The sequence below is a fragment of the Facklamia sp. P12937 genome, from assembly GCF_050409505.1.
In the GTDB taxonomy this organism is placed as follows: Bacteria; Bacillota; Bacilli; order Lactobacillales; family Aerococcaceae; genus Facklamia.
Window position 1 is genome coordinate 45,646 of the sequence record NZ_JBNUPI010000006.1, and the last position, 19,601, is coordinate 65,246.

At 37.4% G+C, this 19,601-nt stretch carries 18 protein-coding genes; 12 read left to right on the top strand and 6 right to left on the bottom strand.

The features are described from left to right. Positions 1-58 precede the first annotated feature (58 nt). Entirely contained in the window at positions 59-679 is a 621-nt protein-coding gene (locus ACQV2R_RS03445) for a nitroreductase family protein (RefSeq protein WP_428891827.1), read from the bottom strand. Between the two features lie 371 nt (positions 680-1,050). On the opposite strand from ACQV2R_RS03445, the gene ACQV2R_RS03450 reads away from it, so the two are divergent. The 11 genes from ACQV2R_RS03450 (at position 1,051) to ACQV2R_RS03500 (ending at position 12,427) form a co-directional block, all read left to right on the top strand. Beyond that, entirely contained in the window at positions 1,051-1,785 is a 735-nt protein-coding gene (locus ACQV2R_RS03450) for a MurR/RpiR family transcriptional regulator (protein WP_428891828.1), read from the top strand. 203 nt (positions 1,786-1,988) lie between these two features. Beyond that, a complete protein-coding gene (locus ACQV2R_RS03455) occupies positions 1,989-3,644 on the top strand; it encodes a PTS transporter subunit EIIC (protein ID WP_428891829.1) in 1,656 nt (551 codons plus the stop codon). Then, the gene (locus ACQV2R_RS03460) at positions 3,631-4,953 is read left to right on the top strand and encodes a 6-phospho-alpha-glucosidase (protein ID WP_428891830.1); all 1,323 of its coding nucleotides are present in this window, start codon (positions 3,631-3,633) and stop codon (positions 4,951-4,953) included. Before ACQV2R_RS03455 ends, ACQV2R_RS03460 begins: the two co-directional genes overlap by 14 nt. Before the next feature lie 61 nt (positions 4,954-5,014). Then, positions 5,015-6,142 carry a glycerate kinase family protein gene (locus tag ACQV2R_RS03465; protein ID WP_428891831.1) on the top strand — a complete coding sequence of 376 codons (1,128 nt, stop codon included), beginning with the start codon at positions 5,015-5,017 and terminating at the stop codon, positions 6,140-6,142. Positions 6,143-6,873: 731 nt separating this feature from the next. After that, positions 6,874-7,119 (top strand): hypothetical protein, encoded by a 246-nt coding sequence (locus ACQV2R_RS03470; RefSeq protein ID WP_428881916.1) that lies wholly within the window; start codon positions 6,874-6,876, stop codon positions 7,117-7,119. A 327-nt stretch (positions 7,120-7,446) separates the two neighbouring features. Then, on the top strand, positions 7,447-8,379 hold the full coding sequence (locus tag ACQV2R_RS03475; RefSeq protein ID WP_428891832.1) for an NADP-dependent oxidoreductase: 933 nt from the start codon (positions 7,447-7,449) through the stop codon (positions 8,377-8,379). A 305-nt stretch (positions 8,380-8,684) separates the two neighbouring features. Then, on the top strand, positions 8,685-9,407 hold the full coding sequence (locus ACQV2R_RS03480; RefSeq protein WP_428874153.1) for a DUF5058 family protein: 723 nt from the start codon (positions 8,685-8,687) through the stop codon (positions 9,405-9,407). A 10-nt stretch (positions 9,408-9,417) separates the two neighbouring features. Further along, positions 9,418-10,134 (top strand): hypothetical protein, encoded by a 717-nt coding sequence (locus ACQV2R_RS03485; RefSeq protein ID WP_428874151.1) that lies wholly within the window; start codon positions 9,418-9,420, stop codon positions 10,132-10,134. Between the two features lie 52 nt (positions 10,135-10,186). Then, complete coding sequence (locus ACQV2R_RS03490; protein ID WP_428874150.1) at positions 10,187-11,353, top strand: amidohydrolase; 1,167 nt, start codon at positions 10,187-10,189, stop codon at positions 11,351-11,353. Between the two features lie 198 nt (positions 11,354-11,551). Next, positions 11,552-11,752 carry a hypothetical protein gene (locus ACQV2R_RS03495; RefSeq protein ID WP_428891833.1) on the top strand — a complete coding sequence of 67 codons (201 nt, stop codon included), beginning with the start codon at positions 11,552-11,554 and terminating at the stop codon, positions 11,750-11,752. 342 nt (positions 11,753-12,094) lie between these two features. Then, entirely contained in the window at positions 12,095-12,427 is a 333-nt protein-coding gene (locus ACQV2R_RS03500) for a hypothetical protein (RefSeq protein WP_428891834.1), read from the top strand. A 418-nt stretch (positions 12,428-12,845) separates the two neighbouring features. Here ACQV2R_RS03500 and ACQV2R_RS03505 read toward each other — a convergent pair whose 3' ends face one another. The 4 genes from ACQV2R_RS03505 to ACQV2R_RS03520 are packed head-to-tail and all read right to left on the bottom strand — an operon-like array spanning position 12,846 to position 18,219. Continuing rightward, positions 12,846-14,588, bottom strand: a complete 1,743-nt coding sequence (locus tag ACQV2R_RS03505) for an ABC transporter ATP-binding protein (RefSeq protein ID WP_428874146.1) — start codon at positions 14,586-14,588, stop codon at positions 12,846-12,848. After that, positions 14,578-16,341 carry an ABC transporter ATP-binding protein gene (locus ACQV2R_RS03510; RefSeq protein WP_428891835.1) on the bottom strand — a complete coding sequence of 588 codons (1,764 nt, stop codon included), beginning with the start codon at positions 16,339-16,341 and terminating at the stop codon, positions 14,578-14,580. The genes ACQV2R_RS03505 and ACQV2R_RS03510 overlap by 11 nt, the downstream gene beginning before the upstream one ends. After that, positions 16,334-16,792 (bottom strand): MarR family winged helix-turn-helix transcriptional regulator, encoded by a 459-nt coding sequence (locus ACQV2R_RS03515; RefSeq protein WP_428891836.1) that lies wholly within the window; start codon positions 16,790-16,792, stop codon positions 16,334-16,336. The genes ACQV2R_RS03510 and ACQV2R_RS03515 overlap by 8 nt, the downstream gene beginning before the upstream one ends. Positions 16,793-16,851: 59 nt before the next feature. Then, complete coding sequence (locus ACQV2R_RS03520) at positions 16,852-18,219, bottom strand: PLP-dependent aminotransferase family protein (protein WP_428875373.1); 1,368 nt, start codon at positions 18,217-18,219, stop codon at positions 16,852-16,854. Between the two features lie 84 nt (positions 18,220-18,303). On the opposite strand from ACQV2R_RS03520, the gene pdxS reads away from it, so the two are divergent. Beyond that, a complete protein-coding gene (gene pdxS / locus ACQV2R_RS03525; protein ID WP_428874142.1) occupies positions 18,304-19,164 on the top strand; it encodes a pyridoxal 5'-phosphate synthase lyase subunit PdxS in 861 nt (286 codons plus the stop codon). 73 nt (positions 19,165-19,237) lie between these two features. Here pdxS and ACQV2R_RS03530 read toward each other — a convergent pair whose 3' ends face one another. Continuing rightward, positions 19,238-19,579, bottom strand: a complete 342-nt coding sequence (locus ACQV2R_RS03530) for a phage holin family protein (RefSeq protein WP_428874141.1) — start codon at positions 19,577-19,579, stop codon at positions 19,238-19,240. Between the last annotated feature and the right edge of the window lie 22 nt (positions 19,580-19,601).

The following is a 19,601-nucleotide window of genomic DNA, read 5'->3' on the forward strand; positions in this document are numbered from 1 at the left end:
AAGAAGTATTATCCATTTGGACAATACTTCTTTTCAAATGTTAATGAAAGTGTTTTACTTATTTTTTAACGATGAATCGCTCTTCTACTGGTTGGAACTCTTTAGGGCCAGCTGGTGAACCGATTTCGCCAAATGGCATTTGAGCGACTAATTCCCAGTCTCTAGAAATGCCATAAGTTTCATAAACTTTTTCATCAATCACACCATTATAGTGTTGTAAGGAAGCACCTAAATGTTTCTCAGCAAAAGCAGTCCATACATTAAATTGATGCATAGCATTAGTATGTTGAGCCCAAGTAGGGAATCCATCAGCAAAGATAGGGAATTGTTCTTGCAAACCTTTAACGACTGTCTTATCTTCGAAGAAGAGAACGGTTCCGTATGCATTTTTGAACATATCCATTTTTTGTTGTGTTCCTGTGAAATCAGCATCTCCCATAATCTCTTTTAAAGATTCTGTAGTTAAATCCCAAAGTTGTTTGTGGTTATCGTTTAATAGTAAAACGATACGTGTACTTTGTGAGTTGAAAGCTGAAGGTGTAAATTTAATTACATCTGCAATGATACTTTCAATCTCTGAGTCACTGATTGGTGATGCAGCCTTCAAATCGTAAATTGAGCGTCTTTTCTCAATCATGTCTAAAAAGTTTTCTTTTGGTTCTTTACTAAATAATCCCATTTATTTCACTCCTAAATCTAATTTGTAATTGCTCTAATCAGATACACTCAAAGCTTAGTTTTCGTATATCTCTATTTTTAAGTATACACTATTCTTAACAAATAGCAAGTATAAGTTTCAAATTTTTTCTAAAGTTACTAAAAGTTTTGATCGATTGGAGTTATTTGTTGCTATCTAATTAAGAGATGGCAGACATCTGTCTCTTAGTTGCTTTTTAATCCTTTGCAACAAACATCTAGTTGTGACTCTTGTAAAACTGAATTAGTATGAAAGAATATAATCCTTTATAATGAAAGGGTATACATACTCAATAAGTATGCATTTAGACCACTTATAACTTGATGAGATACAAAAAAGGAGCTCATAAATCTATGTACCAAGTAATCAACCAACTGCAAGAGAGGAATTTTGCTAAGAAAATAAGTCAAAGTGAAAAAGTTGTACTGGATTATTTAGAGAATCATTTTGCATCAATTCCCAATCAAACCGTGTTAAAAATTGCCCAAGAGACTTATACCTCACAAGCGACAATAAACCGAACGTGTAAGTTGTTAGGCTTTAAAGGGTTCAGTGAACTTAAATATGCGGTAAAAGCAGACATCAATTTACAAAAACGTAAAGCACATTCAGGATTGACCACTACTGAAAGTGCTGTGGATCTGATTGACTTTGCAAGTTTGGCTGATTTAGCAGGGGCTATCTATACCCATCGCCACCACTTAATGCTCTTTGGTCTAGGGGCTTCCGGGGTCACCGCACGCTACATGGCAAGGCAGTTGATTTATTTAGGCATTCCGGTGGTGATTATTTCTGAAATCAAAATGTTGGAGCATTTTCACAATTATAGCCTATTAGTACTTTCATCTTCAGGTGAAACACAGCGCTGCTTGCAAGTTATTGAGAAAGCCAAAGCAAAAAAAATGACGGTCTTTGCGATAACCAAAAAGGATTCTTCAGTCATGAAGGCCAGTAAATTAAGCTTTTATCATGACGTTCAAGTGAATTTATTAGACGGTTTGTCAAGGGAACAGCAAGTGCATATGATTTTAATGGTCAATGAAACAATTAACTACCTCAAATCAAACTATTTGAAGTTAGTTAAATAAGCTTTTTAACAAAGTGGCCATTTGTGGATAATTATCCGTCCACTTGGAGCCATCCGTCTTATGTAAGCGCTATAATACAAAAGAAGTAAATTAAGAATATAAGAGAGGAGGAAGAATGAATCATTAGGTAGAAAAGAGACAGGGTTTCTACTGCAAGACACGACCGGTAACACTAGAAACTATAAAAGAGAGGATGTTGTCAATTGAAAAATTTTAGAAAGAATTTTCAAAGTTTTGGCAAATCTCTGTTATTCCCAATTAGTTTGCTTTCATTCATGGCAATCTTTCTGGGGCTATCAGCTGCTTTACAAAACGAAAATATAATCCGCTATGTGCCTTTTTTAGGGAACGAGATTTTACAAAACATTTTTGGCATGATTCGTAAGTTATCCGCGTTACCATTTGGGTACTTACCTATTTTATTTGCTATGTCGATTCCATTAGGAATGGTTAGAAGAGATAAGGAAGTAGCCGTTTATTCAGGGGCAGTAGGATATATTGCCATGCTGATTGGGATGACGTATGTATTACAACTTCAAGGCTTAACTCCGGACACAACGTCAATTAATTATTTAATGGAAACAGAGGGCTTGTCTCAAGTCGATGCCACTTTACAGAATTCCTTATTTACTCGTACGCTAGGCCTCTTTGTATATAATACCAATGTTATCGGTGGTATTATTGCCGGTTTGATGGGTGTCTTCTTACATAATAAATACCGTAACACTGAATTACATCAATCCCTTACTTTCTATAGTGGGAAACGTTTTGTACCAATTGTCGTAGCCATCGTGATGGCGATAGTCGGTGCCTTGTTAACCATCGTATGGCCTTTGGTAAATCAACTTATTATTGCTTTAGGTGGACTTATCAGCGAAACGGGCTCTTTGGGAATCTTTTTATATGGAATGATCGAAAAACTGATGATTCCAACGGGGTTGCACCATGTACTCAACCAGACTTTCCGTTTCACCGCCTTGGGTGGGATTGAAAATATCAATGGTGAATCACTGGTCGGAGCCCTTCAAATTTATCTCTATCAATTAGACAACGGTCTTCCTTTTTCAACGGATGCAACAGCCTTCCTCGCTCAAGGTAAGATCTTGCAGATGGTATTCGGTATGCCGGCAGCTGTTTTAGCGATGTATCATATGGCTCTACCAGAAAAAAGAGACCGTTTATTGAAATTCTTTATTCCAGGTGTCACTGCGGTGATTTTAACTGGGATTACCGAACCGATTGAATTCTCATTTATCTTTATTTCACCAATCTTGTGGGTAGTGAATTCAATATTTGCAGGAATTGCCTTCTTAATTCCAGCCTTATTAGATGTGGCTATCGGAAATGTTCAAGGGGGAATCATCGATTGGTTCGTCTTTGGGGTACTGCAAGGTGCTGAAACGAAATGGTATATTTATCTCATTGCCGGACCCATCTTCTTCGCCGTTTATTATTTCACTTTCAAATATATTATCACCCGACTTAATATCATGACCTTAGGTCGTCAAGCCAGTGATTTTGTTGAAGAAGAAGTTGACGGTAATGCGGAGGTAGATATTACGGAAGCGAATCGTTTAACCGCGCAAAATATTGTCAATGGCTTAGGAGGCGTTGATAATATTACTGATGTTGATAATTGCATCAGTCGTTTACGTGTGGAAGTCAAAGACAGTTCGTTAATTGATGAAAGTTTACTTAACCGGACCCAACCCAATGGTATTATCAAACCAGATGACCATACCATCCATGTGGTTTACGGCGGAAGAATTACACAAATGCGTAACATCGTTGACGATTACATTTATAATCGTAAAGATCAAAAAATACAAAAGGAGACCGCAGAAAATGAAAAAAAATAATATAGTGGTTGTCGGTGGCGGATCTACTTGGACACCGGGTATTTTAAAAGCAATGACTAAACATCTGGATAAGTTTCCGATTAACAAATTGGTGCTTTATGATATTGATGAGAAACGGCAAGCAGTGATTGGGGAATTTGGCAAAATACTCTTTAGAGAAGAAGCACCAGAGGTAGACTTTAGCTATACGACAGATAAAAAAGAAGCGTATTCAAATGTGGATTTTGTCTTCTGTCAAATGCGGACAGGTGGCTACGATATGCGTGATCGCGATGAAAAAATTCCACTTCAACTCGGTGTCATTGGTCAAGAAACGTGTGGGCCGGGTGGATTTGCCTATGGTATGCGATCAATTAGAGATATGGAAGAAATGGTAAATGATGTGCGCCATTACAGTCCGAATGCATGGATCCTTAACTATACAAACCCAGCGGCAATTGTAGCTCTAGCACTAGATAAAATCTTCCCAGAAGAGGATAAAATTCTAAATATTTGTGATCAACCCGTCAACCTCTTACGTTCTTTCGGTAAGCTCTTAGACTACGATGCAGATAAATTTGAACCGGTTTATTTTGGTCTTAATCACTTTGGTTGGTTTACCCATCTTTACGATGAATTTGGTAAGGATCGCGCACCAGAACTAAAAGAAATGATTCTTAATGGGGGCTTTCGACCAGTGGATGCTGAACAGCGTGACCAATCATGGTTGGATACCTATGCAATGGTGGAAGATATGTTGCGAGACTTCCCAGATTATCTACCCAACACCTATTTACAATATTACCTCTATCCAGATGCTAAATTAGCTAAACTAGATCCAAATTGGACTCGTAGTGATGAGGTGCGAAATGGGCGCGAGAAAAAAGTCTTTACTGAATGTCGTCGTATTATTAAGAATGGCACAGCAAAAGATTCAGATATCGTGCATAATGATGCGCACGGAGACATGATTGTTGAAGTCGCTGCTTCGATTGCCAACAATTTAAGGAAGACTTTTGTAGTTATAGTCCGTAACGAAGGAATTGTTGCGAACTTACCGAATGATTGCATGATTGAGGTCGCTGCTTCACTAGGAGTCAATGGTCCACGACCTTACGCGGTAGGAAAAGTAGGAACATTCTATAAAGGCATGATCGAAGGGCAACACGCCTTTGAACAATTAACGGTCGAAGCCTACCTTGAAGAATCTTATGATAAGGCCTTACAAGCACTTACTTTAAATCGTACGGTTGTCGATGCCAAAAAGGCGCGTCAAGTCTTGGATGCTTTGATTGAAGCCAACAAAGAATATTGGCCGACTTTAAAATAAAGAGGGATACGACGTAAGAGTTATGCTTACGTCGTTTTTCTAAATAAGGAGAAGGTGTTTAATGAAGATATTAGCAGCAATCGATTCCTTTAAAGGATCAATGACTAGTGAACAAGCCAATTTATGCGTTAAAGATGCTTTACCTAATCATTCAGTCACCTGCTTTCCAATCGCAGACGGCGGTGAGGGAACAGTGGATGCCTTTGTATCGGTATTAAAAGGGGAATATATTACACAAACCATCAAGGGTGTTGATGGTAAGGCATTTAATGGAAAATGGGGATGGATTGAGCAGGAAAAATTAGCCATTATAGAAGTAGCACAAGGAGCAGGTATTATTCATGCCGACCCTAAAAACTTAGACCCTAGGCGCCATACTAGCTATGGGGTAGGACAACAACTGATACAAGCTCTTGATTTTGGTGCTGAAAGGATTATTCTTGGTTTAGGTGGTAGTGCGACCGTTGACGGAGGAATGGGCTTACTTCAAGCGCTAGGCTTAAAATTTTTTGATAGCCACCAGCAAGAGTTGCCCATTTTACCTGTAGAGTTGAATCGAGTAGCAAGTATGGATCCGTCAGGTATCGATCGACGGATGAAGCAGGTTGATTTAATACTTGCCTCTGATGTAAATAATCCCTTAATAGGTCCTAAAGGAGCAAGCTATGTCTTTGGGCCACAAAAAGGCTTAGCTACTAAAGACCTTCCTACTTATGATGCTTCGATGAAAAATTACGCCGACCTATTGTTAGAGGCCACAAAAAAAGACTATCGACATTTAGAAGGGGCCGGAGCAGCAGGAGGGATCGGTTTTGCCTTATCGACCTTTTTTGGAGCCAAATATAGAAATGGGCTTTTCTTATTAGCTGAAAAAGGGAACCTTGACGCATTGATTAAAGAAGCCGATCTGATTATAACTGGTGAAGGTAGATTCGATGATCAGTCCCTCAGTGGCAAAGTACCTATTGGTATCAGTCGCTTGGCTAAAAAGTATCAGGTACCCGTCTTGTTATTTGCTGGACAGATTGATAGTCAACAAGTTGCCCTTCCTGAAGAAAACTTATTCGCCTTAATACCTATTGTTGATCGCCCCATGGAATTGGAGCGAGCAATGGAATTGAGTCAACAACTGTTAACTAAAGCTGTGGAGAGGACGATCAACCTGATTGAGTTCGCTCAAAAAAAATAAGCCAGTTTGCTCAAAAAAGCTGGTTTGCTTATAAAATGAAATGCTTTAATAGAAAAAAGACTGTCAAAAAGGATGTTCCTTTAAGGTTATTTTAAAAAAGTTGAAAGCGTTCTTACAATTTTATATAGTTAATTAGCGTTAGAAATTTAGTATGATTGTGTATTGCATGCGAATAATTCAGTTGAAAATATTTTCTGGGGGAATGGGATGCTTTCTACAAAATTGTTTGTTGTTTTCTTAATATTTCTTTTAGTTTTAATGATGGTTGCGATTTATCAATGGTATAAAGAAAAAGATCCTTACAAGAGAACAATTAATAAGCGTATCAGTATTATTTTAATAATAATTAATTTACTCGCTTTTCTTCCTTTTATTGCATATTTGTTTCATTAATTCTAAAAGGAGACCTTATTAAAAAAATAAAGGTCGTCTTATTAGGGCAATTGAATGTTAAATAATCTTAAAACAGATTTTTAATCTATGTTTGACCGTTGGGGGGCTCAAGAATTTGAGTCTTCTTAATAGGACGCAGGTATTGTCTAATATAAAGATTTCAACTCAAATCATAAGTAATAGGTTAACCAACTCCATTGTTAGTGTTCGGTCAATAATAAAGAGTGTCATTCAATATCAAGGATCAGTTAGGGCACAAAATAATTAAAATTTAAACCATTAACTATACGTTTTGTTTGCACTCTGTGATATACTATCTTAAAAAGGAGGTTGTTCAAATGATTCATTATACGTCAACAGATTTAGGGACCAATGTTTCAGAAGAAGAAGTGATTAATCAAATCAAACAAGCCACTAAACCTATTCGTTTCACCCATTGGGAAGGGATGGGTACTCCCATACATAATCAAGAAATTTCGAAAGAAGAAGCCATTGAAATTATAAGAAATGAACACACAACATTGATTACTGAAAATGATAAAATCATTAATGTGCAGACCTTTGAGGCATATAATAGACCCTAATTCTTCAAATCAATGCAGTCGTTAATTGGAACGATTGATGCGACGGTTTAAACAATAAAAGTCTGGTGGTTTAAAAGTTAAATAAATAGGGCTGAGGATAAGACAACTTTATCTTCAGCCCTATTTATTTATCTTACATTAAGTTTTATATAATTCTAAGATTGTTTTCATTATTTTACACAAAATTCTGGACTGGATTAAACGCTAGATGCTCAATTTTTATGGTCTGTAAGCATCCCTTTAGGGGGTTCAAACAGTCCTGTGCTAAACTATTACTAAAGAGAGATGGAATCTTTCCAGTACTAGAAAATAGAAGGAGTGTTTGATATGAAAGCCATTGTTATCAATCAATACGGCGATACCGATCAATTTGTAGAAGCCAATCTACCTCAACCGCAGCTTAAAGACAATCAAGTTTTGATTGAATTGCATGCCACATCCATCAACCGCTTTGATACCAAGGTGCGAAGAGGTGAGATGGCTGAAGTAATTTCTTTTGACTTTCCCATTATTTTGGGACTGGATGCTGCCGGAGTAGTGGTGGAGATAGGTAAAGATGTTACTCAATTCAAAGTGGGGGATGAAGTCTTTGCCAATTCCTCTTTAAAAAGTGGAACCTACACTGAGTATGTGGCGGTTAAGGAGAGTTTAGTTGCCCATAAGCCGAAAAATATAACATTTAAAGAAGCGGCCGCTGTTCCAATGGTGGGTCTAACTGCTTGGCAAGCCATGGTGGAGTTTGGTCGAGTTAAAGAAGGTGACCACGTGCTGATTCATGCCGGTTCGGGTGGTGTAGGCAGCTTTGCTATTCAAATCGCTAAAAGTTTTGGTGCATATGTTTATTCAACAGCCAGTGGTAAGAATGAAGACATGCTTAAAAAGCTGGGCGTTGATCGCTTCATTAATTATAAAACCACTGATTTTGCTGAGGTGGCTAAAGACTTAGACTTAGTCTTAGATACCTTGGGTGGCGAAACACTAGCTAAAAGTTTGGCTCTCGTAAAGGACGGCGGACGAATTGTTTCTACCGTGGGTCAAGCCGACCAGGAAAAAGCTAAAGCAAGAAACATTACGGTTGAAGCTCTTGCGGCCAAATCGAATGGAAACCACTTAGCCAAACTAGCTGAGTTAATTGAAAAGGGCCAAGTTAAACCTTATATCGGGCATGAATTCCCATTGACGGCTCATGGCTTAAGTGAGGCTCATAAAATCAGTGAAAGCCACCATGCTAAGGGTAAAATAGTGATTGTCATCAAATAAGGCCAATAGCTTTCTTCAAATGGGAGAAGTACAGCTGACGTAGGCATCTCACTGCTTTTTGAGCAATGCTGATGGCAAATAAATATTTTATGAGCGTTGAAATAAAAAATAGCAATTTTGATTCAAAACACCTTAGCAAACTATCAAAAACAAACGCTATCAATCAGAGTTTTGTTGATTCTGCACAACTATCCGGACTTCGTTTCATGTAATTTATTGTTGTTTTATAAAAGTGTAAATGTTATACTTTATTTACTTTATAAAGCGCTTTAAAGTTAAAATTTTATTAGAAACGGAGAATACACATGAATGAAACAATGCAAATTGCCAATAGTTTGGTGATGTGGATTTTAGCGATTATTATTGTATCAACTGTAATCATTCAATCCTTTATTTTTTATCGTCTTGCAAAGAATCACGTTAAAAACACTAATTTATTAAGTAATGAAGAGGTAAAGAAATCATTTAAAATTGGAATTATAGGAACGATTGGTCCAGCTTTTGCTGTTTTTGCGGTAGCCATCGCCTTAATTTCTCGGATTGGAGGACCAATTACCTTCGCAAGAATAGGAATTATCGGATCGGCTGCTTTTGAAATTATTTCAGCTCAGATAGGTAGTGGGGGAACTGCTGGTACAGCAGAGTTTATGCCTAAGATGTTATCTGCTGCTGCTTGGGTTATGACTTTAGGAGGAGCAGGATGGCTGGTTGTGGTCTTCTTTGCTACTAAAAGAATAGATGGTATCCAAGAAAAAATGAAAAAAGCCAACCCTTTAACCATCGCTTACATGTCTGTCTTTGCACCTTTTATTATCTTTTTCACCCTAGGTTATAAAGAAGTCATCAATAAGGGAATTTTACAAGAAAACTCTTCGATTGCTCCTATGGCGGCATTAATTGCCGGAGGTTTAGCCACTGTTGCTATTAATAAAATCGTTGAAAAAGATCGTTCTAAAAAGTGGTTGAAGGAATGGTCTATGGGTTTTTCAGTTATTGCTGCAATGATTGTTGGAAGCATATTAAGTTAAGGAGAGAAAAATGGAAAATAATAAAAATTTATCAAGTAATTTTCAAAAGTCCATACATTTTTGGGGAAGGGTAACAATCGCAATTGCATTAATTTCAACTTTAATGATTCCCTCCTACTTAACCTTTGTATTAGGTCATTATCCTGACATTGCAGATATCATTTCTGGATTAATTTCGATTGTTGGGTTCGTGGGAGTTATTTGGTTCGTAGAGCCGATATCCTATTTCCCCACTCTTGGTCCAGCGGGTACTTATATGTCATTTTTATCTGGTAATATTGGGAATATGCGTATGCCAGTCATCGCAGCTACACAAGACGCTCTTGATTTAAAACCAGGATCTGAACAGGCTGAAGTAGCTGGGATATTTGCTATTATTTCTTCAACACTTACAAATCTTTTCATCTTGGGCATTGTCATGGTAGCTGGTCAAACGATTATCAATAGCTTACCACCTACCATCTTAGCTTCTTTTGATTTTGCCTTACCAGGAGTATTAGGAGCAATGATGATAACGTTAGGTTCCAAGGTTAAGAAAAATAATTTAATGGTTTTAGTCTTAATTGCTGTAGCAACTATGATTTTCATTAAATTCTCACCAAATTTTTTACCAGAAAGTATATATAAATTAATTTCATCAGCTGATGTAGGTATAGTCGCTTTATTAGGAATTGCTTATTCCTTGTATAGGGCCAAAAATGATGTAGAGTCAAACAATAAGGAATAAAAGATTTTAATTGACATTTTAATAATTAGTTAGATTTTAAGGAGGATAAATAATGAACTTTATTGAGAAAGCCAAAGAATTAGAAACTCAAATAATCGAAACGAGAAGATACTTACATCAGTATCCAGAATTAAGTGAACATGAGTTTGAGACTCAAAAGTATCTTATGAAGCGTTTGGAGGAGTTAGGGATACCTTATGAAAAGGTTGGTATAACTTCTTTGGTTGCCCATATTAAAGGTGGGAAGCCCGGTAAGACGGTTGCATTGCGTTCGGATATTGATGCCTTGCCTATTCTAGAACAATCGGGAGCTGAATACTCTTCTAAAGAAGATGGAAAAATGCACGCTTGTGGGCATGACGGTCATATGTCGATGCTATTAGGTGCTGCAAAAATGTTGACAGATATTAAAGAAGAATTACCAGGAGAAGTTCGCTTATTATTTCAAGAAGCGGAAGAAACCTTTACAGGAGCAAGAAGGGTTGTAGCTGATGGAGGAATGGAGGGTGTCGATGCGGTCTTTGGAATGCATGGTATGCCTATCGAAGTAGGAACATATGACATAACATCTGGTTATCGGATGGCAGGGTGCGATACAATCTACGTGAGCTTTGAAGGGGTTTCTGGACATGGATCCATGCCTCATAAAGCAAAAGATACGATTTTACCTGCTGCAGAGTTTGTGACTCAACTCAATGCAATGATCACTAAATTTGTGAATTCACAGTCTCCGATTGTGCTAACGGTAGGTAAATTTAACGGAGGAACTAAAGCAAACGTTATTTCTAAATATACTAAACTAGATATCTCTATGCGTTATTTACATGAAGAGACAAGAAAAATTATTCATAATAAGATTAAAGATTTGGCTGCTGGCTTAGAAAAAATCTATGATATTTCAATCAATGTTGAAATTGAAGAAAGTACAATTAGTTTGTATAATGATGAAAGAATCACTGAAATTGCTGCTAAAGCAGCTGAAAAAGTTTTTGGACCTGGAAAGAACGTTCACGGCCCAATCATGATGGGATCAGAAGACATGCCATATTACTTCCAAGAAGCACCTGGAGCTTATGCAATGATGGGTTATAGCAATGAAGAGAAAGATACAATTTATTTCCCTCACCATGAAAAATTCAATATTGATGAAGACTATTTGAAGTTTGGTGCAGCCCTACATGCGCAATTCGCATGGGATTTCTTACATATAAGCGAATAGTCTTTTGACTACTACTGAAAGTATGTTTTTAATTTAAGGATACTTATCTTTTTTGGCTCTATGTCAAATAGGGTGGATGGAAGAAAAAACACTTCCTTCCATCCTATTTATTATAGAGCCTCTTTTTTCTAATAAGCCTAATGGTTAGTAGACTTACTGACGATTAGGTTTTTTATTAATTAATTAGGCTATACATATATGTTACAAAACAATGATTATAAGCTAACAGATTTTTATTATAAGGGACTTCCAATTGATACTGAATATAAACGCATAATTGATAAACGCAATGACTATCATCAAATAATTAACTCTCTTCACTTGATAGATGCTTATCGAACCGGCTTTCTTCAACCTAATGATAAAGAGCTAGCTGAAGCTTATTGTAATTCGGTATAATTACAGGTGGAGCTGACTTGTTCGCATATAAAATTTATGTTCCACAAGTTTACGTGCGATAGAAAGATTTTGTTGAACAGATAATAAAGCGTGAAGAAAAATGTTACACTTCTCTTCTAAAATTACGCTGCTTCAAATTTTTTGATTGTTTTATTAAAGGAGCTATTTCTATGAGAAACACTCAAACTTCAAAAAATTAAGCCGGCTGTTGGCAATGCTTTTAGGGCTAGTTATCCTTTTAAGCATTTGTTCTTCATCTCTTTGTCTATATTTACGAACATGATAACTATACAAGATAGGACTATTAATCAGAAAACACAGGCATTTTCTTCGCTAGAAAAGTTGGAAACCACGCTAATCACTAGTGCAGAGAGCGAACAACATCTAAGTAATTTGCTGAAGGAGCAGACGGCCTTACTCGTTTTAAGAGATAATTATGAAGGTTTTCTAAGGGCTGATTTTGAGGAAGGAGATAAAAATTTTACTATTACTCTTACAGATGAAGATTTCAAAGCTTCAATTAATTTATTAGGGGCAGGCCATCCAGAAGTTTTGCCAGCATGGCAGAAGATGAAGAAAGAACTAAAAGCTGCTTATAATGAAATTGCCAAAGGGTTGGAAGGCGATTACCGCTTCAACTTGGTAAATCCAGCTGCTACAGACGAACAGGTCTGATCAATTTTAATTGTGTATGATATACCGATGAGACATACGAGTAGATAAACTTAAAAGATAAGTAACTTATGCCTTCAATTATTGAAGTTTTTTAAATACTTAAAATAACTATCAATAAAAAGCGAATTTGATTGGGGTCTTGCTAAAACACAGACAAGATACAATAAGAGGGAATTTCTTAATAAAGATTATAAAAATATTGTGGAGCAGGATGGTTTTGGATCCTTCTTCAAAGCATCCTGACCATCATGCAGTTGGAATCTAGCTTTCTATCGACTTCAGCTTATCAGCTGCTGTAGGGGCTGTCTTGAACTATCATTGTCACTATCAATACTATCACTTTGAATTTAGACGACAAGTGAGCCAATAGCTAAAAAGCTCGCCTGCTAGGGCGAGCTTTTGTGTGAGTAAACCTAGATTAGGCAGCTTCAAACTGACTATTATAGAGGTCGGCGTAGAATCCTTGTGCTTGAATTAATTGGTCATGGTTACCTTGTTCTATGATATTACCATCTTTTAGGACTAAGATTAAATCAGCATTACGAATAGTTGATAAGCGGTGGGCAATGATAAAGGAAGTTCGACCCTCAGTTAATTTATCCATGGCTTCTTGGATAAGCACTTCTGTTCGTGTATCTACTGAAGATGTTGCCTCATCTAGAATTAATAATGGCGCGTCCTTAATGAGCGCACGGGCAATGGTTAGTAATTGTTTTTGCCCAACTGATAGGGTAACTTTTTCATCTAAGATAGTGTCATAAGTATGGGGGAGGGTATTAATAAAATGGTCAATGCCGACAGCTTGACAAGCCGCAATCATTTCAGCTTCTCCCACATCTTTTTTATTAAAGAGTAAGTTTTCACGAATGCTTCCTTCAAATAGCCAAGTATCTTGTAAAACCATAGAGAAGTAATCATGAATTTCACTACGTTTCATTTTTTGGATATTTTTACCGTCTAGACGAATCTCACCCCTATCAATTTCATAAAAGCGCATTAATAAGTTCACAATTGTGGTTTTCCCCGCACCGGTTGGCCCAACAATGGCAATCTTTTTGCCTGGCTTGGCATAGGCAGAGAAGTCGTGAATAATCATTTCTTCAGGATCGTAGCCAAAATGAACATGGTCGAATTCAATTAAACCCTTAACGTCTTCTAATTGACGCGTCTTATGGTTTTCATCTTCTAATTCTGCTTCATTAAGAAAATCAAACACACGAGCCATAGCAGCGCGAGCCTGAGCTAAAGCTTGGCTGGATTGAGCCAACTGTTGAATCGGCCGAGAGAACATCCGAATATACATCATAAAGGCGACAATGACTCCAATCGTTATCTGACCTTCGATTACTAAGGCTGCACCGAAGATACACACCAATACATAACCAAAGTTACCAATAAAAATCATTAAAGGCATGGCAATACCTGAGAGAAATTGGGCTTTCCAAATGCTACTTTCTAAATCTTCATTAATCGTCCGAAAGGTTTCCTTGGCGAATTCGATGGCATTATATGAACGTACAATAGCATGGCCAGTATACATTTCTTCTATATGGCCGTTAATGTCGGCTAAGTGGTTTTGTTGTTGCTTAAAAAAGCTTCTGGATTTTATCATTAGAAAAATAGTGATTCCAAAACCAACTACAACGGTTGCGATAGAAACAAAGGTCAAAGTAACATCTGTGCGAAACATCATAATAAGTGTTCCGATTAACATAGTGGTAGCAGAAACAAGGGTAGACATACTTTGGTTGAGTGTTTGTCCTAAAGTGTCTAAGTCATTGGTCACTCGTGACAGGGTATCGCCTTGCGAATGTTGGTCAAAATAATTAAGAGGCATGCGGTTGACCTTGTGACCAATCCCTTCACGCAAATTTTGCGTTAAACGTTGTGAGATAGTTGCCATGATAAAGGAAGCACCGTAGTTGGCAACAGCCCCCAAAGCAAACAACATAGCTAAATAAGTGGCTTGTTGACTGATCTTTTCTAAATTCATTTCATTCATCATGCCTTGAGCAATTAAGTCGGTAATTTGGCGAATTCGATCCGGTCCGATAACTGAAATATAAGAACCAGCTATTGAGAAAAGAAGAGCCAATGCAAAGATTAGACGGAAGCCCTTGCTATAGGTTCTTAAAGTAACAGTTTTATCTTTATTTTCCATTGTCAAGTTCCTCCTTGTTTAATTGTGAATAAGCGATTTCTTGATAGATTTTGTTGGATGTTAATAATTCTTGGTGGGTTCCTTTACCAACAATTCGTCCCTTTTCTATGACCATAATCAAATCAGCATCCATGATGGTTGAAATTCTTTGACCGACAATGACTTTAGTCATTTCTTTGGTTTTTTCAGCTAGAATGTGGCGCAATTTACGATCGGTTTGATAGTCAAGGGCTGAGAAGGAATCATCAAAGATAAGAATTTGCGGTTTTCGACCGATAGCTCGGGCGATGGCTAAACGTTGCTTTTGCCCACCTGAGAAGTTGGTACCGTCTTGAGCCACATAACTTTGTAATTGTTCTTCTTTTTCAGTGACGAAATCTTTTGCTTGGGCGATATCGATGGCCTCCCATATTTCTGCTTCACTGAGTGGGCTTTGGCTGGAATCGCCAAAAGCAATATTAGATTCAATGCTTCCTGAAAATAAGACAGACCTTTGGGGGACATAGCCAATAATTTCGTTTAGGCGTTCACGAGGATAGTCTTTGATCGAATTGCCATTAATCAAAATTTCTCCTTCAGTGGTATCGAATAAACGTGGAATCAAGTTGATCAAGGTGGATTTACCAGATCCAGTTGACCCGATAAAGGCGAGGGTTTGACCAGCTTTTGCTTCAAAGGATATATCCTTAAGTACAGGCTTAGAAGCACCTGGATAAGTAAAGCTAACATCTTGGAATACCAGCGACCCTTTATCTTTTTCTTGTGGGGCCTTTTCTGGATAGATGAGACTCGATTTAGTATCTAGTACTTCACCGACTCTTTTAGCAGAAACCATGGTACGAGGCGTTATAATGAAGATCATAGTCATCATCATAAAACCAATCACTACTTGCATGGCATAAGATGAAAAGACAATCATATCTGAAAAAAGAACGATTTTTTCTTGAAAGGCAGCAGCTGCAATCAAATAGGCGCCTACCCAATAAACTCCTAAAGTCAAACCGTTAGAAACAAGCATCATTAGAGGGTTCATAAAACTCATTGTTCGGTAAATGACTAAGTTTAAACCGGTTAGTTCTTGGTTAGCGTCTGAGAATTTTTCGGTTTGATAGTCTTCCGCATTATAAGCACGAATTACGCGCATACCGGATAGGGTTTCTCGCATGATACGGTTCAAGCGGTCGGTTAAGCTTTGGACTAACTTTTGTCTAGGTAAAACGATGGATAAGAGGATAATAATGGTTGTTAACATTAAGCCAACAGCAGTAAAGGTTACCCACATCCATTCCACATTTTTTGTAGAAATTTTACCAACAGCTAAAATAGCCATCATCGGTCCTCTAACAATAATTTGTAGGCCCATAGCCAAGAAGACTTGAATTTGAACGATGTCATTGGTTGTTCGCGTTAATAAGCTAGGAATGGAGAAATCTTGCAATTCTTTTGTTGAGTAATCCATAACAGAATCAAAAACGTCACGTCTCAATCCCGAGGCAAAACTAGCTGCCACTCGTGCTGATAGGAAGACAACTATCAGCGATAAGACGAGACCAATAATCGATAGACCAACCATCTTAGATCCTGGATGATAGAGATCTGAAACAGCTACTCCCGGATTTTGCAGTCTTTGTGTAATTTCTGACATATAGCCAGGTACTTGCAATTCAATCCAAACGCTAGCAATGATTAAGATAATAGCAGTTATCATCGTGGCTACTTGTTTAGCGGTTAGTCTTTTAAATATTTTAAGCATGAGTATCCTCCTTTTGATCCAATAATTTATTGGCCCTCATAATATTTTGGTCTATTCGTAGAAAAATTTTATGCAAGCAATTAATTTCTTCTTGTGAGATTCCATTCAGAAGGGTTTGTTTGATCATGATAATAAACGCTTCAATTTTACTCGATTTTTCAAGACCTAATTTTGTTAATTGTATGACTTTATGACGTTTATCTTCCGCATAGGGAAAAGTTTCAATAAAACCATTACGTTTCATCCGTTGAATTAAATGGCTGGCCACAGATTTAGAAATGTTTAAGTGGTCTTCAATATCCTTTTGAAAAACGTCTGAGTCTTGATGGCAGTATAGGTACATAATAGTGTGTCCTTGTGGACCGTCTAAATGTTGTATATCATAATCATTTGCATAACGCATTTTAAGTTGTTCGGCCTGGTGGATTGTATGTTTTAAATGATAGAGCATGGAAGTCTCCTTTCATATTAGTTACCATGAGAACTATTTTAAAGCAATCCTTTCCAATGTCAATCATTATGATCTGAAAGCTCTCTCTTTTTAAGATTTAATATTTCCTCCAAAAGCTTCATTCCGGCTTCTAATTCATTAAAATCAGCTCTAGCATATCCAACTACTAAACTAGCGGGTCTTCTTTTTTTATTTAATTCATAGTCTGCTAAAGGGGATAGAGCCATGCTGCTTTTTTTTGCTATCTCAACAATTTTACTTTCACTAAGAGTAGTAGCGTGAATTTCCAATAATAGGTGGAGCCCCGCGTTTGTACCAACAATTTTGAGATTATCGAAGTTTTTAGCCCATTCTTCTAATAATTGTCTTTTCTTAGCATATTTTCGTCGCATGCGGTTAACATGACGCGTAAAATGTCCACCAGCCATGAATTGTGCTAAGACATTTTGGGTCAATCGTGGAACGGGACAAGAAAAATAATAAGGGTATTCTTTAAATTTTTGTAAGAGCGAGTCTGGTAAAAGTATAAAAGATATTCTTAAAGCGGGACTAATTAATGATGAAAAAGACTGTAAGTAGATAACATGGTCATGTGAGTCGATCGCCTTTAAAGGGGGAATAGGCTTACCTTGATAGCGAAATTCACCATTGTATTCATCTTCAATTATCCATTTATCGTCTTGATTGGCCCACTCTAATAATTCTTGTTTGCGTCCGATTGTCATAATCGAGCCCGTCGGAAACTGGTAAGAGGGGGTAACATAGAGTAAGTCCATTTCTTTTTTATCAGTGGGACTAGGATTTGCACCTTCTTGATCTAATTCAATCGGTATCTGTTCAATTTGATTGGCTTTTAAAAAATCACCCCAACGATGAAAACCAGGATCTTCAACACCGATTTTAGCCTTACCAATCAATTTAACTAAGAGTAAAAGTAAGTTTTCAGTTGAGGAGCCAATAATAATGTGACTAGGAGAAGCCTTAATTCCTTTGGCATTCCATAAGTAGGTAGCGATCGTTTCACGTAAATGATGTTCACCGAGTTTAGAGCCTTTTTCAGTCAAATATCTTGCATCTTGATTGAGACACTCCATAGTAATTTTTTTCCAAGTGGCTACTGGAAATTCAGGATCCACTCCCTTGTAACGCCAATCAATAGCTGGCTGACTTTCTGCTTCTATTTCACTTAGCTGCCATTGATTGGGTTCTTTTAAACTTAACTTTTGGCTGAGAACGAAATATCCCTTTCGCTGAATAGCTTCAATATAGCCTTCTGCGGCTAACTGATCCAAACTAGCTGTTATAGTATTAAGGCTGACCCCACGGTCTTTAGCCATTTGTCTTTTACTAGCTAGCTTTTCACCGGGATTTAATTGACCTTGTAGGATTCTTTGTTTGATTTCATTATATAATTGTAAGTATAACAATCTGGTACCCTCACATTCTTTTGTTTTGGTACTTTATATAGTACCAAAATCTTTTATCATATAGCTATAGAAGGGAATGATTTTATGTCTAAAGAAATTATTGATCCAAAAACTTTTGTCGGTGGCGTGATTATGGATGTTATGAATCCAGAGCAAGCTAAAATTGCTGAAGCGGCGGGTGCAGTGGCTGTTATGGCTCTAGAACGTATTCCAGCAGATATTCGCCAAGCAGGTGGCGTTAGCCGGATGTCCGATCCAGCCTTAATCAAGTCGATTCAAGAAGCTGTTTCTATCCCGGTTATGGCTAAAGTGCGTATTGGTCATTTTGTCGAAGCGCAAATCTTACAAGCTATTGACGTTGATTTTATTGATGAATCTGAAGTTTTATCACCAGCTGATAATGACCATCATATAAATAAGACAAATTTCCAAATACCTTTTGTATGTGGAGCTAGAAATATTGGCGAAGCTCTCCGTCGTATTCAAGAAGGAGCTTCCATGATTCGGACCAAAGGAGAAGCGGGAACAGGAGATGTGGTTCAAGCTGTGACCCATATGCGGTCGATCCAAGCGGGCATTAAACGTATTCAAGCCATGGATGAAGATGAACTATATGTCGAAGCCCGTGACTTAAAGGTACCTTATGATTTACTTAAAAAAGTGCATGAAACGGGTGAATTACCAGTAGTTAACTTTTCTGCTGGTGGGGTAGCGACTCCTGCCGATGCAGCTTTAATGATGCAATTAGGTGCTCAAGGGGTCTTTGTTGGGTCTGGTATTTTCAAATCAGGTAACCCTGAAAAAAGAGCCAAAGCAATTGTTCGAGCTGTTGAAAATTATCAAGATCCTAAAGTCATCGCCGAAGTGTCAGAAGATTTGGGTGAAGCCATGGTCGGCTTGAACCCAGATGAAGTCGAAGTGATTATGGCTAATCGCGGTAACTAATCGAAAAGATACATGCTTCAAAAAAGACAAGGTCTGCCATGGCAAACCTTGTCTTTTTGTTTTTAAAATGGAACTAGATTCTATTGTGTTTAATATCTTCGTTCTGATTGAAAGTAGAGAAGAGGCTAATAACGATTGACAGTAAAGCTGCGTACCAGAAGTTTTCAACTTGAATACCATCCAACATACTGTCTACTAATTGAATCATAAAAGCATTAATAGCAAGGTTGAAGAAACCAAAGGTCAGTAAATTAATGGCACAGCCTGCAAACTTTAATAAACGTCCTAGAGTTCCACTTACTAATCCCAATAAAATAGAAAAAATAATGACAGACAATAAACTAGTGACAACAATCCCAGGGATTATGTAACTTAAAACAAGAACCACTAAAGTTGTTGTTAAAATATTTTTCATTCAATCACTCCTTTTATAATAT